The sequence below is a fragment of the Exiguobacterium sp. s89 genome (genome assembly GCF_018617735.1).
GTDB lineage: Bacteria > Bacillota > Bacilli > Exiguobacteriales > Exiguobacteriaceae > Exiguobacterium > Exiguobacterium marinum.
This window is the reverse complement of record NZ_JACSKS010000002.1, coordinates 419238-437164: the sequence shown is the minus strand read 5'-3', so window position 1 is coordinate 437164 and position 17927 is coordinate 419238. Positions and strand designations below refer to the sequence as shown.

The 17927-nt window shown below is 52.2% G+C and carries 11 protein-coding genes; all 11 read right to left on the bottom strand.

Annotation, left to right across the window (positions count from 1 at the left end; all coding sequences use genetic code 11):
• Nucleotides 1-113: 113 nt before the first annotated feature.
• Entirely contained in the window at nucleotides 114-2297 is a 2184-nt protein-coding gene (locus tag KNO96_RS08160) for a glycosyltransferase (protein WP_214703311.1), read from the bottom strand.
• On the bottom strand, nucleotides 2294-5356 hold the full coding sequence (locus tag KNO96_RS08155; RefSeq protein WP_214703310.1) for a CgeB family protein: 3063 nt from the start codon (nucleotides 5354-5356) through the stop codon (nucleotides 2294-2296). The genes KNO96_RS08160 and KNO96_RS08155 overlap by 4 nt, the downstream gene beginning before the upstream one ends.
• A 42-nt stretch (nucleotides 5357-5398) precedes the next feature.
• A complete protein-coding gene (locus tag KNO96_RS08150) occupies nucleotides 5399-5710 on the bottom strand; it encodes a hypothetical protein (protein WP_214703309.1) in 312 nt (103 codons plus the stop codon).
• A 9-nt stretch (nucleotides 5711-5719) separates the two neighbouring features.
• Nucleotides 5720-8365 carry a glycosyltransferase gene (locus tag KNO96_RS08145; RefSeq protein ID WP_214703308.1) on the bottom strand — a complete coding sequence of 882 codons (2646 nt, stop codon included), beginning with the start codon at nucleotides 8363-8365 and terminating at the stop codon, nucleotides 5720-5722.
• 161 nt (nucleotides 8366-8526) lie between these two features.
• The gene (locus tag KNO96_RS08140) at nucleotides 8527-10599 is read right to left on the bottom strand and encodes a bifunctional metallophosphatase/5'-nucleotidase (protein WP_214703307.1); all 2073 of its coding nucleotides are present in this window, start codon (nucleotides 10597-10599) and stop codon (nucleotides 8527-8529) included.
• Nucleotides 10600-10951: 352 nt separating this feature from the next.
• Complete coding sequence (locus KNO96_RS08135; RefSeq protein WP_214703306.1) at nucleotides 10952-11464, bottom strand: hypothetical protein; 513 nt, start codon at nucleotides 11462-11464, stop codon at nucleotides 10952-10954.
• 184 nt (nucleotides 11465-11648) lie between these two features.
• Entirely contained in the window at nucleotides 11649-13718 is a 2070-nt protein-coding gene (locus KNO96_RS08130; protein WP_214703305.1) for a heparinase II/III family protein, read from the bottom strand.
• A 113-nt stretch (nucleotides 13719-13831) separates the two neighbouring features.
• On the bottom strand, nucleotides 13832-15925 hold the full coding sequence (locus KNO96_RS08125; RefSeq protein ID WP_214703304.1) for a heparinase II/III family protein: 2094 nt from the start codon (nucleotides 15923-15925) through the stop codon (nucleotides 13832-13834).
• Nucleotides 15926-16144: 219 nt separating this feature from the next.
• Entirely contained in the window at nucleotides 16145-16759 is a 615-nt protein-coding gene (locus KNO96_RS08120) for a hypothetical protein (RefSeq protein WP_214703303.1), read from the bottom strand.
• Entirely contained in the window at nucleotides 16752-17495 is a 744-nt protein-coding gene (locus KNO96_RS08115) for an ImmA/IrrE family metallo-endopeptidase (RefSeq protein ID WP_214703302.1), read from the bottom strand. Before KNO96_RS08115 ends, KNO96_RS08120 begins: the two co-directional genes overlap by 8 nt.
• Nucleotides 17492-17827, bottom strand: a complete 336-nt coding sequence (locus KNO96_RS14420; RefSeq protein ID WP_214703301.1) for a helix-turn-helix domain-containing protein — start codon at nucleotides 17825-17827, stop codon at nucleotides 17492-17494. Before KNO96_RS14420 ends, KNO96_RS08115 begins: the two co-directional genes overlap by 4 nt.
• Nucleotides 17828-17927 lie beyond the last annotated feature (100 nt).

The window sequence follows — 17927 nt, the reverse complement described above, 5'->3', positions numbered from 1 at the left end:
CAAATGTTTTGACGCGCTTTTTAAATAGCGCATTGTCCATCATTTTATTTCACATTCGATAATAAAACAATACTCATTATACTCTTGAACAATTCTTTGGTGCAATTACATTTTCATGACAATGTCGTCGCAAATTGTTCGTGTGTTTTGCCCGAAATGATTTGTTCCATCTCTTGATAGAGACGATCGAGTGCAAAATGTTTACGAGCGTACGCCTGATAGGCTTTCACGTCCGTCATCAACTTCTCGGTATCTTCTTTATAAGAGAGGATCGTGTCGACAAATTCCATCGTATCCGTGACGAGCAGTTCGTCCGGGTAAATCGTCTCCGCGCCCGTCCAGTGACGGATGAGCGGATAAGACCCTGCAGCCATCGCTTCGGCCGGTGCGAGATGGAAGCTCTCCAAGTCACTCGTCGAGAAGACGAAGCCAATCGATTGGAGCCAGGTGTCGACGTCATTGCCATGTCCATCGAAGTGGACGTGGTCACGCAGTTCCGACTCCTCGATCCGTTTCAGTAACGTTTCGTAGTACGCACTCTCCTCTTCACGTTTCCCGATCCAATAGACATCTTTTGGATGGTGCCCTTTAATGTGGAGCTGGTACCGTTTATCCGTCTTCAACAGTTCTTCGAGGACGTCGAGTGCCAGGTCCGGACGTTTCAGTTTCGGGTTCATGCCGATCATCCCGAGACGGAACGTCAAATCGTCCGCTTGTTTCGGCTTGTCGAGTTTGTCCGCATCGACGGCGTTGTAGATGACCGTCATCTGGTGACGCGGGATGCTGAAGAGACGGTGCATCTCTTCTAACATATACGGCGAGACGAGGATGATCCGATCGATATTATCGAGCGTATATTCCCGTGGAAATGGTGTCTCTTTCTCCTGACGGTGAATCCGGACGATGAGACGCTGATGCGGCAACTTATGTTGCGAGTACCAAACGGCGTTGCCGAGTCCCCACTCACAGAAAATGACGTCCGCTTGCGCGAGACATGCTTTACTGTGATTCACATCATGAATCTTGTGTCCGTCCCACTGATCGACGAGGACACGGTAGCGCGGATCGGCCTCGAAGCGCTCCATGAACATGCGAATGAATTTCAAGTCGTGACCGGCGAAGAGGATCGTCGTCTTTTGCATCTCCCAAATCGCGTCGCGGAGACGCTCGAACGTACTCGCGAACGTGTAGTTTTTCGCCATATTGTACAGACGTTCCGCCGCATCCTTATAAATGGCGGGATGTGTGAAGGCGAGCTCGACCTTTTCGACGAACTCATCTTCCGAGTTGACGAAGAGCGGATAGCTCGACCCGAGCAGCATCTCGTGCATCTTGTTGCGGTTGAGGAGGACCGGCTTCCCGAGCGCCCCGTATTCGAGGAGCTTCGTCGACAACTCAAGGCTGTCGTCAAGGTCCGGGTGACGCCATGAGATGCCGATATCGCTCTCTTCGATGAGCGTCTCGACGTCCGCACGCGGGATGCCTTTCAACCAGTGAACGCCCGCATCCGTTTGGAGACGGTGTGTCACTTCTTTACGGAAGTTCGGGTTGTTCGGGTCTTGGTTGAACTTGTCCCCCGCCACCTTCAACTCGACGTCCGGCATCCGAGCCCGTACTTTCTCGAGTGCATCGAGAATCTCAGCCGAGTACCAAAGTGGCGCGAACTTCCCTGTATAGACGAGACGTTTCGCCTGACGCTTGAACGTCGGCGTCGCCTCGCGCATGTTCGGAATCATCGGGTTCAAGATGAGGAACGGCTTCGGCGTCTGTAAAAACGTCTCGAAGTACGCCTTCATCTCCGCCGTCTGACAAAGCATGCGTGCCGAACGGTCCGCAATCTTCTTCAGACGCGCCAATTCTTCTTGTGACGCGGCCGACGAGTCATGCGTGAAGTCCGTGAGATACGTCCACGTCTTTTTCATTGTATGTTCATAATCGGAGAGCGCATAGGCGAGCTGGAATCCGCGGATGAACGTCATGTCGTACTGCTTCGTCTCGACGAGCTCGTGGATGAGTTGGGCCGCCTCATCCGGCTGGAGCACCTTCTTCTCATAATACGGCTCGTCTTTCTTCGTCGAGTCTTTCGTGAAGACGTCGATGAAGTTGACGCGGTCGAGCTGTTTGATCGATGCCGTCACTTCCGGCTTCACGATCGAGCGCTTCAAGAGCACGTCGACCTCGATGTTCGGGTCTTGGTTCAACATATGCACGACCGACGTGAGCCAAATGGCCGATCCGTCGATCAAGTTCAAATTGACGTCCCCGTATACGAGGATCCGTAGCGGTTGCTTCGTCATAACGTCACCTCCTGACGGTCCGCTTCATCCATGGCGGCACCGGCTTTCACATATTGATATGGGTCGACACTGAAGATGCGCTTGCCGGAACGGGCAAGTTCGTTCAAGCTCTCGTCCGCTTCAAAGATGTGGAGCGCCTCCTCGACCGTATAGAAACGGAGTGCCGACGGCTGCACGAGCGAGCGGGACGGGGTCGCGTCAAACACGTAGCGATACGACTCATCGTGATCTTGTTTGACGAGCTTGCCGTCATACGTATAGTAATCCTCTTTCGTGAGAATGTCCGCTTCCGCATAGCGTGCCGCGAGCAGATAATCGCTCAAGTAGTTCGGGCCGTAATAATCATCCGACTTCAAGTGAGCGACCCAAGCGTACGACTCAACCATCTCAGTGAACGACGTGTAGTGAGTCAAATAGCTACGCATATACGTCGAGATCGACGGCGTGTTGTACGTATTGTATACGTCGATGTGGTCTTCGAACTTATCAAGGAACATCATGAGGTGTTTATGCTCGTAGTTCTGTGCCTCGAACTGGGCGACGACACGCTCTGCCTCTTCGCGCGACTTGATGAAGGCGACGACGGCAATTTTCTCGTGGTCGACACGGTACGGGATGCCGACGTCTTGGACGATTTTCGCCAGACGCTGCGTGTACGTGTGATACGTCAACACGTGACGCATACCGCGCATCGCGATGTCCTCGTAGAACGAGTCATCCGTCATCAAACGGCGGAACGTCTCGTCTAGGTCCGATTCGCCGTCGTCGAGGAAGACGTAATCCCCAAGCATGGCGTCGACCCCGATCGAACGGGTGCTGACGACCGGTGTCGCACAGGCGAGTCCTTCGAAGACACGACGCGAGAACATCGTCGGTGAATCGTTGACCGAGTTGACGTTCAACATAACTTTATACCCTTTATACGCTTTGGCAATCTGGTTATATTTCAAACTGCCGCGAATCGAGTGGCGGAACTGTTCTGGGAATTGGAGCTGGTCGCTCTCCCCGCGTTGATTGATCGCATAGTTGCGGTCGTAAATCGCAAGACCGTACTTGTCTGCCGCCGCGAATAGGCGGTCCATGTCGGCTTTACGCGATTCGTGACGGTTCGCATAATACGAACCGGCGAAACACGCGTAAGGCTCGCGAGTCCCCGGTAAGCGGATCGGGTTATGTTCTTTCGGCTGGGCCGCGAACGGTAACGCATCGACCCGGTCATGACCACAATCTTCTTTATAGTTCGGGACGCGGTTCATGTCTGTCGTATACACATAGTCGAATCGCTTCGCCGTCTCGATGAAACGGTCATAGTGAATCGGGTCTTCTTTATTCCAGAAGACGGTCGGGATATTGTGATAACGGCACCAAGCGAGAAGCGCGTCGAGCTCTTCCCATGTGTTCGTACCGTATTTGACGATTTTCTTCTCCCAGGCGCCGGCGTTCCCTTTCCACGCCGATTCGACGACAAGGACGTCCGGTTGCTCATCGAGGAGTACCGTCTTCCAGTTGTCTGGTGTGAACGTGATGAGCTGACATTCTGGCTTATAGGAAGCCATCGTGAACTCATCGAAGATGGCCGCGACCTTCAGTTCGTGAAGTTCACGCGGGACCGGTGCGAAGAAGCGTGCCTCGCGCACGTCCATCCACGTCGGGTTTTCCGTACCATCGCTGACGAGTTCCTCGGCCACACGGATGCGGTCGACACGCGCCTCTCCGACACCGTCGACACGGAGGGCGAAACGAAGGAAACGGATGCCCCGGTCGAAATAGAAGACTTTCTCGCTTCCGATTTGAACTTGTTGCATAATCTGACGCTCTGTCGCCGAGTAGGCGATGATGTAGAGGACGACGTTCGCATCTTCATCGGCGACACCGTCGAGCGTGACGCGATAGCGACTGTTCGCCTTCACTTCATACGGGAACTCTGTCGGAAGCAACTTGAAGCTGTTGTTCATCTCGGCGTACGAGATGTAGCGGCGCTGGTCGTCCTCACCTTTCAAGTTGACGACGAGCTGGTCATCACGGCTCTTCAATTTGATGAGGTCCGGTGCCGGAATCGTCCACATGTCCGGCTTGAGCGACAAGATGTCCTCACGACGGACACTCTTCTCGCGAATCATCCCGATGTTCAAGTTCTCGAGCGTCCCCGCCCCGTTCACGCGAACGAAATAACGGATGGAACGGTGTGACGGTGCGATGCGGACGATACCGCTCAGTCCGAGTGGCACTTCGATCAAACGGTCCTGTCCGGACACTGTATACGTCGCAATGAATAGCGACGCGTCCGCTGTCCCCGTGCGGTCCCCTTTTAAGTAGAACCGATACAAGTCGTCATCCATGTCACCTGTCTCAAAATCGATGCCACGTTCCGTATCGACGTGCGGCAATGCGATCTCGTCGACACCGTAATGTGTATATTGGTTCCCTTCGGCGCGTACGACGAGCGTGTCAGCGTCGAAGTGAGCAATCTCACTTTGTGGTTTGAGGGAGCGGAGTGACGTCGACGTAAGCGGATAACGGAAATCAAAGGCGTCGACCGAAATGTTCGCGGCCGTCCCTTCCACCGTCCAGAGCGATAGGGTCCCGAGCGTGAGCTCGACGAGGCTGAACGCCCCTTTCCCTTCCACATTCAAGTGCGCCCGGACAATCTGTTCACCCATTCCGAGTGTCACATCGACTTGGTCGCCGTCCTGTACGGTCACAAAACGCTTTCTGCCACCTTTTCGAACGATTTCCAACTGTAGCGTCGGCATCAATCCTTCACGTGATTTGACGCGCATTAGGGCCGTGAACGTTTTTTGACCTGATTCGACCAAATCGTTCGCCGAGATGATGTCTGAACTTGCATTCGGTCGGAACGTCAAGATGACCGGTTCGTCACCGGTAAAGACAAGGTCCGTCCCTTCGACATGTACGTAAGGTGAACGTGTATACCAGTTCGGTACGACTTCTCGTAGTTGATGCGATTTGTTCGGTCGCTTCAACACTTTACGACCGAGTCGCTTCGACCGTTGTACCCCAAGGTAAGCGGCGCGACGTGCTTTTTTCTGCCAATCCATCCTCATATCCTCCAAATCATCGATTCTCTCGAATTCGATTCTTTATTTGCGAATGCGTCGTGCGACAGCCTGCGCTTTCAAAATCGCTTTACCAGCTTTTGATTGCACAAGGCGACGATACTTCTTGTTCAACACATCATATTTACGTTTCACGTCTGTTAGCGCTTGTTCTTTCTTCTCAAACGTCTTCACAGTCCATTCAAACGTATAGAGAAGGTCGCCATACTTTTGAACGAGGCGACGATGTTTTTGTCGTAACAACCGTTCATCATGTTTCAAATGACGAATCTCTTCTTCTTGAAATTTGATTCGCTGCTTCAACAATCCGATTTCTTTTTCAAGTTCATTGCTCATGGTCTCACCTCACAAGTATGCGTCAAAATAGAGACGCTTCAATTCTTCTTTTTGTCCTGATTCATATAAGTCGACGAACTGTTTCACGATCGGCGTCTCTAGTTCCATCGGACGATACTGTTCGATGATTTCATAAAGCATCCCGGCGTTGTCGAAAAACTCTTCCGGCTTGCTGCGACGTAAGAAGACCAGATACCACATCGAGAAGAAACGTTCGAATCGAGTCGAACGGTATTGGTCGAGTACGCTTTCGCGAGCGAACGCTTTCGCCCGTGCCGTCTCCCGGATGACACACTTCATAAAGTATTTCTTCGTGATCGTATTGACCGTCGAACCGGCGACGGCCGCGTAATAGTCATGAATCGTCAAGTCGAGCAGGGCGACCCGTCCCGCGCTTAAGAACATCTCTTGGAAGAAGAGCGAGTCTTGGCCGACGGCGCCGATGACCTGTTTCAAATCGTGCTTCTCGATGAAGTCTTTTTTGATGACCATCGTCTGGATACTTTGCACCTTGAAGTTGTGCTCGAGCAAGTACGCTCTCGGGTCTTCGATGACACGAACGCCATCTTTTTCGAGGTCCTCTAGTTCGATCATCGCTTCCCGGTTCGCAAGCTTCAACATGCTGCCGACAGAGAGGTCGAGCGCATCATCCTCTTTCATGACACGGAACAGTGCCGCATAGCCGTCGTTGACCGCTTCATTGTCCGGGTCAAGGAAGGCGATGTATGGCGTCGTCGCGAGCTCCACCCCTTTATTGCGTGGACGTGAGGCGCTGCCGCTGCCGCCATCGTTGAACGAGTACGTGTAAACGTTCGGATATTTCCGGACGAGGCGTTCGATATAGCCGATCGTCTCTCGGTCCGTCGACCCGTCGTCGACGAGCCAAATCTCCATGTCTTCAAACATCGAGCTGCGACGAAGGCTTGAGAAACATTTGTTGTATAGATAGCGACCGTTGTTGTAAATCGGTACGATCATTGATAGTTGATAGTCGCCCGCTTCGTTCGGGACGAGCACATCGTCTGCCGCGAGCAATTCGAAACGATCGATGGCATAACCTTGTCCTTCGATACGGCGACCTTCTTGAATCGTCTCAAGCGACACGTCACCTGCTACGAACATCGTCAAAGCCACGTCAGCATAGTCCTCCACGAACTCATGGACTGGGTCCTGCCCTTTCGTCACGAACGAGACGTCCGTGTACTTGAAGGCGTTGACCATGTCTTCTACATAGTAGTCGAGATAGTGGTGACGGTCGTCAAACACTGTCACAAAGTCGGCAGTGCGTAGGTCGACCTCTTGTAAGTCCGCTTCGGCGACGAAGCGTTTATGTGGATACGATTGGCGTTCGAACTGTTCGCGCATCGCCGTCACATCACCGCGACCGATGACGAGGACGTCGCGACGGACTTCGTGGTGGATGCCGAGAATGAACATCATCTCGCTGAAGCGGTCGTACATCGTATGGTTCGAGAAAATCGTACGGACACCAGACAACTGATGCTCCAGACGCTCTTCGTCTGTCTTGAACATTTCTAAGATTCCTTGCGCGTCCAAGGCACTCGTCGCGATGAACACGTTCGGGAAGTCGTTGTTGACGGCGACGTTGTAATTCGTCAAGACGAGTTGTCCGCGAGCCTGCGCCTCATAGATGGCTTGTGCACTCATCGTCGGACTATGCTTCACTTCGTTGACGTGAAGAACCCAGTTCGATGTCTCTTTCAGCTTCTCCATATCCTCTTGTTCCCCATGGACGAGGACATCTTGAAGCGATTTCGGTGCGAGTGACCCTTTCGTTTCATTCGCCTCACGTATCACATAGAGCTCTTTATTCGCATTGCGGACGCCTTGCGCGAGCGTCTCCAAATCTTTGGCGAAACGATATACAGGGAAATGATTCGTCACGACGACGCGGTCCGTCTTGCCACGCGTCATCCCGATCGGGTTGAAATGCAGCGGATCGACGCCAGGACGAATGACAAAGACCCGTTCATGTCCGACTTCTTCTATATAATCTGTCACCCGCTCCTCGTTCGCCGTGAAGATATAGTCACATTGTGCAGCAAGTGAAGAGAAGCGGTCGAAATGATTCGTATCGAGCATCGTCTCGAAGACGACACGGATGTCCTTTTGCTTCGCCTTGCGAATGAGGTTGCCGAGCCAGTGACGGGAGTGCGAGCGTGGTGTCCCCATGTGATGGAATGCGGTCGTCTCCTCTTCAGCGAGCGCTGCCGAGATGAGCAGGAAGTCAATGTCTTCTGCTTCAAGCAACTCTAAAAAGCCTGTCACGTTCTCAAAGTAATGGGTGTGACAAAGACGTTCGAGCTCACGGGCCCGCTTGACCGGTCCGACGAACGCGACTTGCACGTTCGCCTTCTCATAAAAACTGCTCCCGTTCGACTGGATGCGTGTCACATCCAGTTCAGGGAGGCGCTTCCGGGCGGCTTCTAGTTCTTCCTGCAATGCGGATTGTTGTTCCTCGAACAGTTTGTCATCTAGACGCGGGCGTTGCGCCTGTCTCGACAAAGAAGGAAGTTCATCTAAGGTAATCAAGTCATCTCCGTCTAACGCCTCTTTTCGGTTGACTCGTTCTTTTTCTTCTTTTAACCACGCGATATGCGCTTGCACGTCGCGTAGCGTCGCTTTTACATCCATACGTCCGCTCCACCTTTTTTAAGTAATCAGTATTTCTTCATCTTATCGTATCTTAACAGAGTTACATGTCGGTCGCAATTTGATGACAACTGTACAAATCGGCGTTCTACATCAAAAAAGACGGACCCACAAGTGGATCCGTCCCCAAAACAGTTATTCACTTACTCTGCTGCGTTCACGTCGACGATTCGTCCTTCAACAGCCGGTGTGACTTTTTCACCGAGGCTGATCAAGTGATCGCGGAAGTTCTCCCAGTCGATGAGACCGAGGTCGTTGACACGGCCGTCTTTGAATGCCGTTTCAAACTCAACATAGTTGTCTCCACCTTGCGCTGTGAAGAAGTTCGTCGCCACTTTGTAGCTCGTCGCATCTTCGACATCGACGAAATCTGTTCCGTTGTCGTACTGCAAGCTAACGATACGCTCGCCAGCCGGTTTTGAGCTGTCGAACAACACTTTGAATCCAGACACGTGAAGGAATCCACCGTTCTCGATTGGATAAATGCCAACACTGCGCTCAAACGCCGCTTTCAACTCGCTACCTTTCAAGTCCATGATCGCAAGCGTGTTTCCGAATGGAAGTGTCGTCAACACTTCACCTGTCGTGACAGGACCCGCATCGATTGCCGCACGAATTCCACCACCGTTTTGAACGGCACCAATCACGTCTGCATCATATTCTTTCGCTTTTGTGAACATGCCGTCTGTGATCAAGTTACCAAGTGCCGTTTCGTTTTTGCGTACACTTGGAGCAGTCACAGTACCTTCATCACGCGGGTTTTCGAGTGGTGCTGTGAGTGACACACCGATCGGGTCTTCACTGATTGCATCCACGACTTCTTTAAACGGTGCGAGAAGTGAGACCGCGTATGGGTCCGGTTGAAGTGCTTTCACATCAATCAAGCTACCCGCATGTTTGATGACTTTTCCGTCTTTGTCGAACTCAACATCAACCGTTCCGAGGAAATTGCTGTATTGATCCGCTTGAACGATGACCGTTGGCTCTGCTTTTCCTTCTGTGATAAGGACAGGCTCTTTCAAACGAGTATGCGTGTGTCCACCGACGATGATGTCGATGCCGTCCACGTTTTCAGCAAGCAACAAGTCGTTGTCGAACGCTGGGTTGTCGTTATAGCCAAGGTGCGAGACAGCTACGATTTGATCGACACCCATCTCTTCGAATGCGTCGACTGCTTTTTGCGCTTCAGCGATGTAACTTTGGAATTCGATCGGCCCCGGACTTGCGATTGACGCCGTTTCTTCCGTCGTCAAACCGAAGAATCCGACCTTCTCCCCGTCGACGACTTTGATGACACCTTCATATAAGCGACCATTGTACGCTTTATGTGTCGTTTCGTCGCGGTAGAGGTTCTTCATGTACTGGTCTTTTGAATAGTCCACGTTCGAGCTGACGAACGGGAAGTTCGCATAGCGGACGAAGTCAGCAAGTTCTTTATGTCCTTGCTCTGTACCGAGGTCGAATTCATGGTTACCTGGTACCATCAAGTCGTATTTCATGTAGTTCATGAGCTTGAGGTCGGCTTGACCTTTGAACTCGTTGAAGTAGAGTGATCCTGAGAAGACGTCCCCTGCGTCGATCAAGAGGCTATCCGGCTTCTCGGCACGAACTTGCTTGATCGCCGTCGCACGGTTCGGTGCGTACTTGAGCGCCGCGTGCGTGTCGTTCGTATGCATGATCGAGAGCTTGTATCCTTCTACTGTATACGGGACTTCGAGTGTGATTGTTTTTCCACGGTTTTTGTATGTAGCCGTCGCGACGAATTCGCCGACTTCATCTGTGTTGATTCCGCTCCAACGAACCGGTTTTTCGTAAGTACCGCTTGCGAATCGTACGTCTTGTTTCAAGATACCAACTGCCGGCTTCCCTTGTTTGAACACGAGTGGCTCAGACGGTGGGAGAATTTCAATCGGATGGTCGAGGACGCGAACACGCTTCTCGATATACATCCCTTTACCGAGGACAATCCCACGTGCGGTTTGGAACGTTCCAAGTTTTTCAAGGTCGACACTTGATTTGTACCAGTGAACTCGTGCCCCTTTATATGTAGCGTCGAGTGCTGCATCTAAATCCCCTTTGTATACGTACGCCGATTTCGCTTTCGCGACCGGTACTTTCGGTGCAGCTTCTGTGACAGCAGCCGGTGTGAGTGACGCCGTCGATACAGCTGCTACGGCAAGCGCTGTATACAATTTACGTGATGATTTCTTTGCCATGTTCAGTTCCCCTTTCGGATTTGCGAACAGGACACAGGGAGGAAAGCGCTTACATCGTTCGACTTATGTGTAATCCCATTGCCCCAAAGTCGTCCGTTTTTCCCCCATATGTACAATTCGCTCTAGTTCTAACGTAACGGAAAAGCGTCCAATAAACAATCACAAATTGAAGATTTTAAAGGTTTTTACAATTTCCACAAAAAACGATTCCCTCTTTATGACAAAGTGACAAGATCAATCATGGTCGTTCGAGACCGTCAGCTTCGAAATGGCGATTGAACAAATTCACCGTCCACGCATTCGCCCTCTACAAATAAAGCCTACAAAAAATGACATCCTCATCTCGAGGATGTCATTGTCCGTTCGGCTGACTGATAATCGTCAACCAGACGTTCGAGTATACGCCCGCTACGAGCGCGTAATCGTTCGGGTCTGCCAAGTTGAGCAGACGCCCGTTCTGATAGAAGTATAGGTTCGTGATGACGCCACCACCTGATGAACCGATGGTGATTCCACGGGCCGTGAGTGTCTCATCCGGGTCAGTGATAATCGAGACGACCGAGTCAAAGCGGTCGCGTTTGACCGTCAAATAACCGCGGTTTTGATCGATGTACACCTCTTTAAATCCACGTGGGTAATGGGAAGCATTCCCATGGATGTAAGGCCCTCGTTTCGGGTCAAGGCGAAGCGCCATACCGCTGAACGTCAACTGTTCGCCGGTCGTCGACGGGAGAATGAAGTCATTCGCTTCCGCATCGTCCGCCGCGCGCGTCCAAAACATCCCCGCCAAAAGCAACATCGCGACAAGCGTTACCTGAAGCCCACTCATCATTCTCTTTTTCATCCGTCTTTCCTTGCGACTCATTAGGTCCTCCTTCATGCGTTTTGCCTAGAACTAGTTCAAAAGAATGTATGACTTTATCCCTATCATCATCCAAACATTTTCGCATATGTAAATGATATACATGATTCTTATACAATTATTGTAATATTGTTGGCAAAAATCATCAAGGAAAAACTCGAATTCGTCTTATTTTTTTATAATCGAGTCAATACGGGATCCGGATGACGTGCTTTGTCCCGCTCTCAAGCCAATATGAGACGATGTACCTATCCCCTGTTTCTTCCACTTGTGTCTGGACGATGCGTGAACGTGTCCGGTCAAGACGGATGAGGGTCAAGAAGCGGACGTCCGTCCCACATTCGATGGATACGACCTGTGGACGGCTCACCCATTCGAAATCGCGAGCCGACACGTGACTTTCTTCGATCGTCATATACGATTCGTCCCCCGTCATGAGTTGGACGATCTGCATCGCACGATTCGACGTGTCCATGAACCGGACGTTCTGGGACTCCGTTGATCCTTCGACGAGGTCGAGACCCGGTGCCACATGGAAGCGCTGGACGAACAGGTCCGGTTCTGGTGACGTGATGCGGTCAAAGACGACGAGCGTCCGCGCCTGATCGTAGACGACCTTCCGAGTGTGGAGGGCACCTTTTCCGATGAGACGGCTCACCCCTGTCGCCACCACTTGCTTCCCGATCGGTTCGACGGATACGATGCCGCTCTCCCCGATCCGCTCGACCGACAAGTCGAGCTCGTCCCCGAGACGATGCACCGTGTTGTGTGACGTGACGCGCATCGCCTCCGAGCGTTCCTCGCAGTCCGCATACCCATATCGCCCCGTCTCGACGATGAAGTCGCGCCCGAGCCCGTACAGTTCGAGGCTCAGATCGTCCGCATGCTTGTGGGCTGCGCCGTGATAGCCCGCCGTCATCAAGAGATGTGTCGCATCACTGAAGGGACGCTTTACATGGGTCCAATATTCACGCATGACGGCATAGTTCGAGCCGAGGTTCACCATCCGTTCAGACGGACAAACCCCTTCCCCTCCCCCGCTCAACGCATAGTCGAGTGACGGATACGAGTCGACACGCGGAATCAGATGCCGTCCCCGAATCTGTCCGCCCGTATCCCCGACCATCGGCAGCGTCCGATTCGGTTTGACCAGATGGACGAGACGATCCGGCATCGCGTCGATGACGTCAAACCGGTCGGACAACGGGAAGCCGTTCACGTTCACCCAGTCGACGAAGCGGCTCAACATATGATAGACGTACACGTGATATCCCGGCGAATGCTCGAGATGCGTCCCGTCTGCGGCGAGACTCGTGTCAATCTGGGCATCGAGACGCGCGCGGGCGACCCGTTCCCATTCCGGGCTCCGGTCGAACTCTGGGAAACAGGAAGCGATGGCGAAGAGCGCCATATCCTGGAACATCCCGTGATTATGACGCGGCCGATAAAACGTCGGCGTCGCCAACAGGACGGCGTGGTCGTACAACATCTTCAACAGCTTCTCTGTCATCGATGGGTCACGCTCGATGTCGGCGCATCGGTACGCCTCAAAGAACCCGAGCAGATGGAAGACGCGGATCGCCGTGCCGTGCTCATGGTACGCCTCGCGCTTCCGGTTGACCGCAAAAACTGGATGACACGCGTGCCAGCTATCGACGATGCGGGCGGCGTGTTCCACATAAGCCGTCTCTCCCGTCACCTCGAAGGCACGGGTCAGCTGATGGACGGTCGTCAAATAATGGAGCTGGAGACGGAAGGAGTTGTTGTCCACCCGCGGTACCATCTGATCCCAATCGAACGCATCGACGTCCGCGACACATAACGCATCGGGTGCTGCCGGGATGTACCAGTTGCCTTGTAAGACACCGTCCGCAAAACGAACGGCCTGATCGTCCGTCAACCGCTCATATCGATACGGGTCAATCGGTCGCTTGTCCTGTATGTACTGATGCACGAGCAGGCGCTCCATCCGGTCGGACAGTCTCGCCTTCGTGAGCGGGCGCCTCATGGCGAGCATCGCATCGGACGACATGACGAGCGACTGTTTTCCGTTCAGACGCACGACATGATACTCCCCATACGGACGGATAAGTCGTCCGGTCCCGGTCGTCTCGAGTCGCACATCCGGGACGACCCGTCTTCCTTTCCATTGATACAGCATCGTCCCCGCCGAGATGACGACGTCCCATCCGTGGCTTCCCCGTGCCGCGAGCGAGCCGCCAAATTGGGCGACGAGTCTTGCGATTGAATGTTCCATTCGTTCCCTCACTTGTCATTTGTTATACTTGAAAATTCTACCTTAGCAAATGGTGGGATTCAAGAGTTACCCAGTCGTTCACACAAAAAAGCCCAGCTTTCGCTGGGCCATGCTCATTTCGGTACGTTGATCGTATTCGTCGTGCCGTTCGAGAGCGTATACGTGACGACGTATTGCTCCGGTTGCTCGGCTAACGAGGCGTCGACGATCGACGTGCTCGTCCGGTCAATCCGGATGAGCGTGAGGTAACGAACGTCATCCCCATACTCGATCGAGACGACTTGTTCACGCGGCTTCCATTCGAAGTTGCGGACAGACAAGTGACTCGGCTGAATCGACATGTACGACTCTTCGTCCGTCTCGAGCTGCATCAACTGGATCGTCCGGCGCTTGTCATCCCGGAACGTCACGTTCTGCGCGTCCGTCGAGCCGGCGTATGGCTTCAAGCCGTCGCCGAGATGGAATCGCTGCACGAACATATCCGGGGCCTGAGAAGTGATCTTGTCGTAGACGACGAGCGTCTTCGCCTTGTCATAGACGAGCGTCCGGCGATGGGTCGCGCCTTTCCCGACGAGGGCACTCTCCCCGATGGCGATACTCGTATCGCCCTTGTCCTCGACCGATACGATCCGGCTCTTGCCGACCATACTCGCACTCAAGTCAAGACCATCCCCGTAGCGGTGCACGGTGTTGTGCGCCTCGACCTTGAGCACTTCCCGTCGTCGTGGGTCCGTCGAGTAGCCAAAGCGTCCCGTCTCGACGATGAAGTCACGGGCGAGCCCGTACAGGTCGATGCTCAAGTCATCGGCGTGCTTGTGGGCGGTACTATGGTACCCCGCCGTCATCATCACTTGGGTCGCTCCCGAGAACGACTCCGGTGGACGTGACCAATATTCACGCATGAAGCTGTACTGGTCGCCGAGTTGTTTCGTCAACAGTTGCGGCACCGTCCCCTCCGCCCCGCCACTGACGGCGTAGGAGAGTTCCGGATAGTTCTCGGTATTCGGAATGATGTTCATCGCTTTTAAATAGCCGGTCGTGTCGCCGAAAATCGGGAGCGTCCGGTTCGGCTTCAACATATAGGTGAGCTGGTCCGGCATCTTCTCGATATAACCAGACCGTGACGGCAAGACGAAGGCGTTGGCGTCAGCCCATTCGATAAACCGTGACAACGTATGATACACGTATATATGATAGTACGGCGAATGTTCGAGATGAACCCCGTCCGGCGAGATGCTGAAAGCGAGTTGGGCCTGTAGACGCGAGCTCGCGACGGACTGCCACGTCTTGCTCTTGTCGAACTCTGGGAACGTCTGTGCGATCGCCGTGAGCGCCATGTCTTGGAAGATTCCATGGTTGTGCTCTTTTTTATAGAAGTCAGCGGATGCCAAAATTTCGCCGTGCTCATACAGCGTCTTCAAGATGAGCTCGGTGAACGCCGGGTCCTTGTTGAGCGACGTCTGTTTGTACACGTCCCAGAAGTTCAATAGATGGAAGACGCGAAGCGCTGTCCCCTGGTCGTTGTATCCCCATTTGAGTCGCTTGTAGTTATAGGCCGGATGCGCTTTCGTCCAGCTTTTGACGAGACGCTCCCCATATTGCAGATAGGCGAGGTCGCCTGAGTCGTTATACGCCTGCGTCAATTGGTTCAACACCGTCATATAGTGGATTTGGAACGGGAACGAGTTGTTGTCGACAGCCGGCACGTCCTTATGCCAGTTGAACGTGTCGATGTTTGGCACCGACAATTGTTTCGGCTCCGCCGGGATGTACCAGTTGCCGGCGAGCGCTCGGTCCGCATACATTTTCGCTTCTTCGGTCGTCAAACGATCATACTCGTATGGGATGTGGGCATCGGTCTCTTTCATGTATGTATGAATGAGCGGACGGTTCGTCGCCGATTGGATACGTGACTTCGTCAACGAGCGGGCCGGGACGACCTCGGCTTGACTCTTCTTGACGTAAATGCGTTTGCCGCCAGACATGGCCAGATAATACCAGCCGGACGGGCGGACGATGCGATATTCTTTCGTCGCGTTCGTCGTCTGGAGCGGGACCAACTTCTTGTCTTTCATTTGATGGAGCGTCGTCGAAGGGGCGACACGGGCGTTAAAGTCCGAGTTTGCCGTTGCTTCGGCCGTGACCGGGGCGAACAGGAGCATCCCGCTCAGCACGCCGCTCGACAATCGTGTATACAAAGGTTTCATGATATTCCTCACAGTTTCTGTTTAATTTTATCCTGTAAATTATATCCATTAAATAAAGTTTAAACAACTAAAATTTGGACTTGATATCCCTTTTGTTCAAATATTTTCATGACTCCTAGTATAAGGCGTTCGGAATAGCACGTTAGCTAGAAGAAAAGTCTACTAAAAAAGAATCCAAGCTACGTCGTAAACGGACGTGCGTTGGATTCTGCTGAATGATTATCGTTCATCAAGGTATTGATCGAGCAAATTCATATCACGAGGACGAATCGATTTGAAAAACTTTCGAATCTCACTTCTTCTCACAACTTCATATCGTCTCAAATGAATACAAAAATCCATGAGTGTGTGCTGATGAATCAGCGTTTCCTCTCCATCCTGATTGACGATATATAGTTCGGCGTCTTTGATGACTTCTCGAATGTCCGCGTCATCGCTACAGATCAAGCCAGCGCTGATCAATCGCGCGGCCGCAAGACTATGGATTTCTCCCAAATCGCTCGTATGTTTGAGCGGTCTGCCTTCCCTGACTTTCTTTTCGTCCAGTTGTTGAAACGCATGGCGAACTTCCGTCAGATAAACGAGATAGAGGTCATAGAGTTCATCCGTCGCAATCGATGTTTCCGATTCAGGATCGAACAACATCCACTCACCGTCCTGTATAAACGCATCGACCCTTTGTCTGACAGAAGATATCTTCAGTTCATTCAATACCTCTACATGAATCAGAACTTGTCCATACAAACTGTTGATCCAATCAAAGACGTCGGCTTGTTGAAAGCTTGCCGCGTGAATGATGATGTTCGCATCGATGAACACCGGCTCCTTAATCATCGGCAGCGTCCTCTTGTAGACGACTGACTTCATCTTCCTGTAACGCCCGAGCCAAATCAGGACGATAAACAGAGAGTTTATTGGCGGCACTCAAACGTGTCAACCGTCCTTCTTCTAGCGCTTTGACGACCACTTGTTCATAGGCTGAAAATGATTCGAAACGTTGGGCTTGATCCAATGGACTCGGGGCAATCCCAAGATGCTTCCGTTCTTCGCGCCAGTCGGATTCCTGTTCACTCAGATCAGAGAATCGGTAATGGAGTTCCCGGAGTCGTCTTACGACTGCGACGTAAGGGACTTGAGCCATATCGGCCAAATAGATGATAGCGGTCTTCGTATCATGATTGTCTTTCAGCTTCTCCCAAATTTCTTTTGTCATACTTTTTGGTAGCATGATTGCAGCGGCAAAACGGTCGGCCGCTCGTTCGTGATCGAATCCATCGATTTGCCACTTGCTCGCTTCAGACAAGTGCCATAACTCGTGGGCTGCGGTAAAGTAACGCATGCGTAATGGTTGGTAAGAGTTCAATGCGATGAACGCTTCTCCAGACATGTGTTTGATGGCGACACCATAATAGGTATCGTCCTCGACATATTGAAAAATGAGGTTCGCGCGTTTGGCTAACACCTGCTCGATGTAAGCGCCAATGAAAACGTGACTGTCAATGACTTGCTCTAAAAAATCTGCCGCGAATGCTTCTGCCGTGTCTTCCGCAATCCGTGCCGATGGCTTCATGGTCGTTCACTCTTGAGACCAACATAATCTTCTATCGCAAATTTCAAACGCTCGAGTTCCATTTTCGACCGTCGATTTGACAGTGTGCCTCGCAATTCGACCGTCATGCGTTCTTCCTTCATCGAAGCATCCGATGTCAATTCATTGACCGTCAAACCCAGTGCATTCGCAAGATCAACGATTCGTTTTGGTTGAATGACGCGACTCTCATTCAACATATGACCAATCAACGCCTTGCTGACCCCGATTTCTTGAGCTAACCAATGTTGCGATTTTCCGTTATCCCTTAGCCATGATTGTATGTTGTTCACAATGATATTGTTTGCGTTCACGATGACACCCTCCTTTGATTTTATGGTAACCCATTTCAATCATGACTACAAATTTGCAAATTAATTTTGTAGCCTTATTTACCATTGATTTCCCCTCTCT

Bases quoted from the DNA above. Each gene is read 5' to 3' on its own strand.
- KNO96_RS08160 (WP_214703311.1), bottom strand. From the start codon at position 2,297: ATGACGAAGCAACCGCTACGGATCCTCGTATACGGGGACGTCAATTTG.
- KNO96_RS08155 (WP_214703310.1), bottom strand. From the start codon at position 5,356: ATGGATTGGCAGAAAAAAGCACGTCGCGCCGCTTACCTTGGGGTACAA.
- KNO96_RS08150 (WP_214703309.1), bottom strand. From the start codon at position 5,710: ATGAGCAATGAACTTGAAAAAGAAATCGGATTGTTGAAGCAGCGAATC.
- KNO96_RS08145 (WP_214703308.1), bottom strand. From the start codon at position 8,365: ATGGATGTAAAAGCGACGCTACGCGACGTGCAAGCGCATATCGCGTGG.
- KNO96_RS08140 (WP_214703307.1), bottom strand. From the start codon at position 10,599: ATGGCAAAGAAATCATCACGTAAATTGTATACAGCGCTTGCCGTAGCA.
- KNO96_RS08135 (WP_214703306.1), bottom strand. From the start codon at position 11,464: ATGAGTCGCAAGGAAAGACGGATGAAAAAGAGAATGATGAGTGGGCTT.
- KNO96_RS08130 (WP_214703305.1), bottom strand. From the start codon at position 13,718: ATGGAACATTCAATCGCAAGACTCGTCGCCCAATTTGGCGGCTCGCTC.
- KNO96_RS08125 (WP_214703304.1), bottom strand. From the start codon at position 15,925: ATGAAACCTTTGTATACACGATTGTCGAGCGGCGTGCTGAGCGGGATG.
- KNO96_RS08120 (WP_214703303.1), bottom strand. From the start codon at position 16,759: ATGATTAAGGAGCCGGTGTTCATCGATGCGAACATCATCATTCACGCG.
- KNO96_RS08115 (WP_214703302.1), bottom strand. From the start codon at position 17,495: ATGAAGCCATCGGCACGGATTGCGGAAGACACGGCAGAAGCATTCGCG.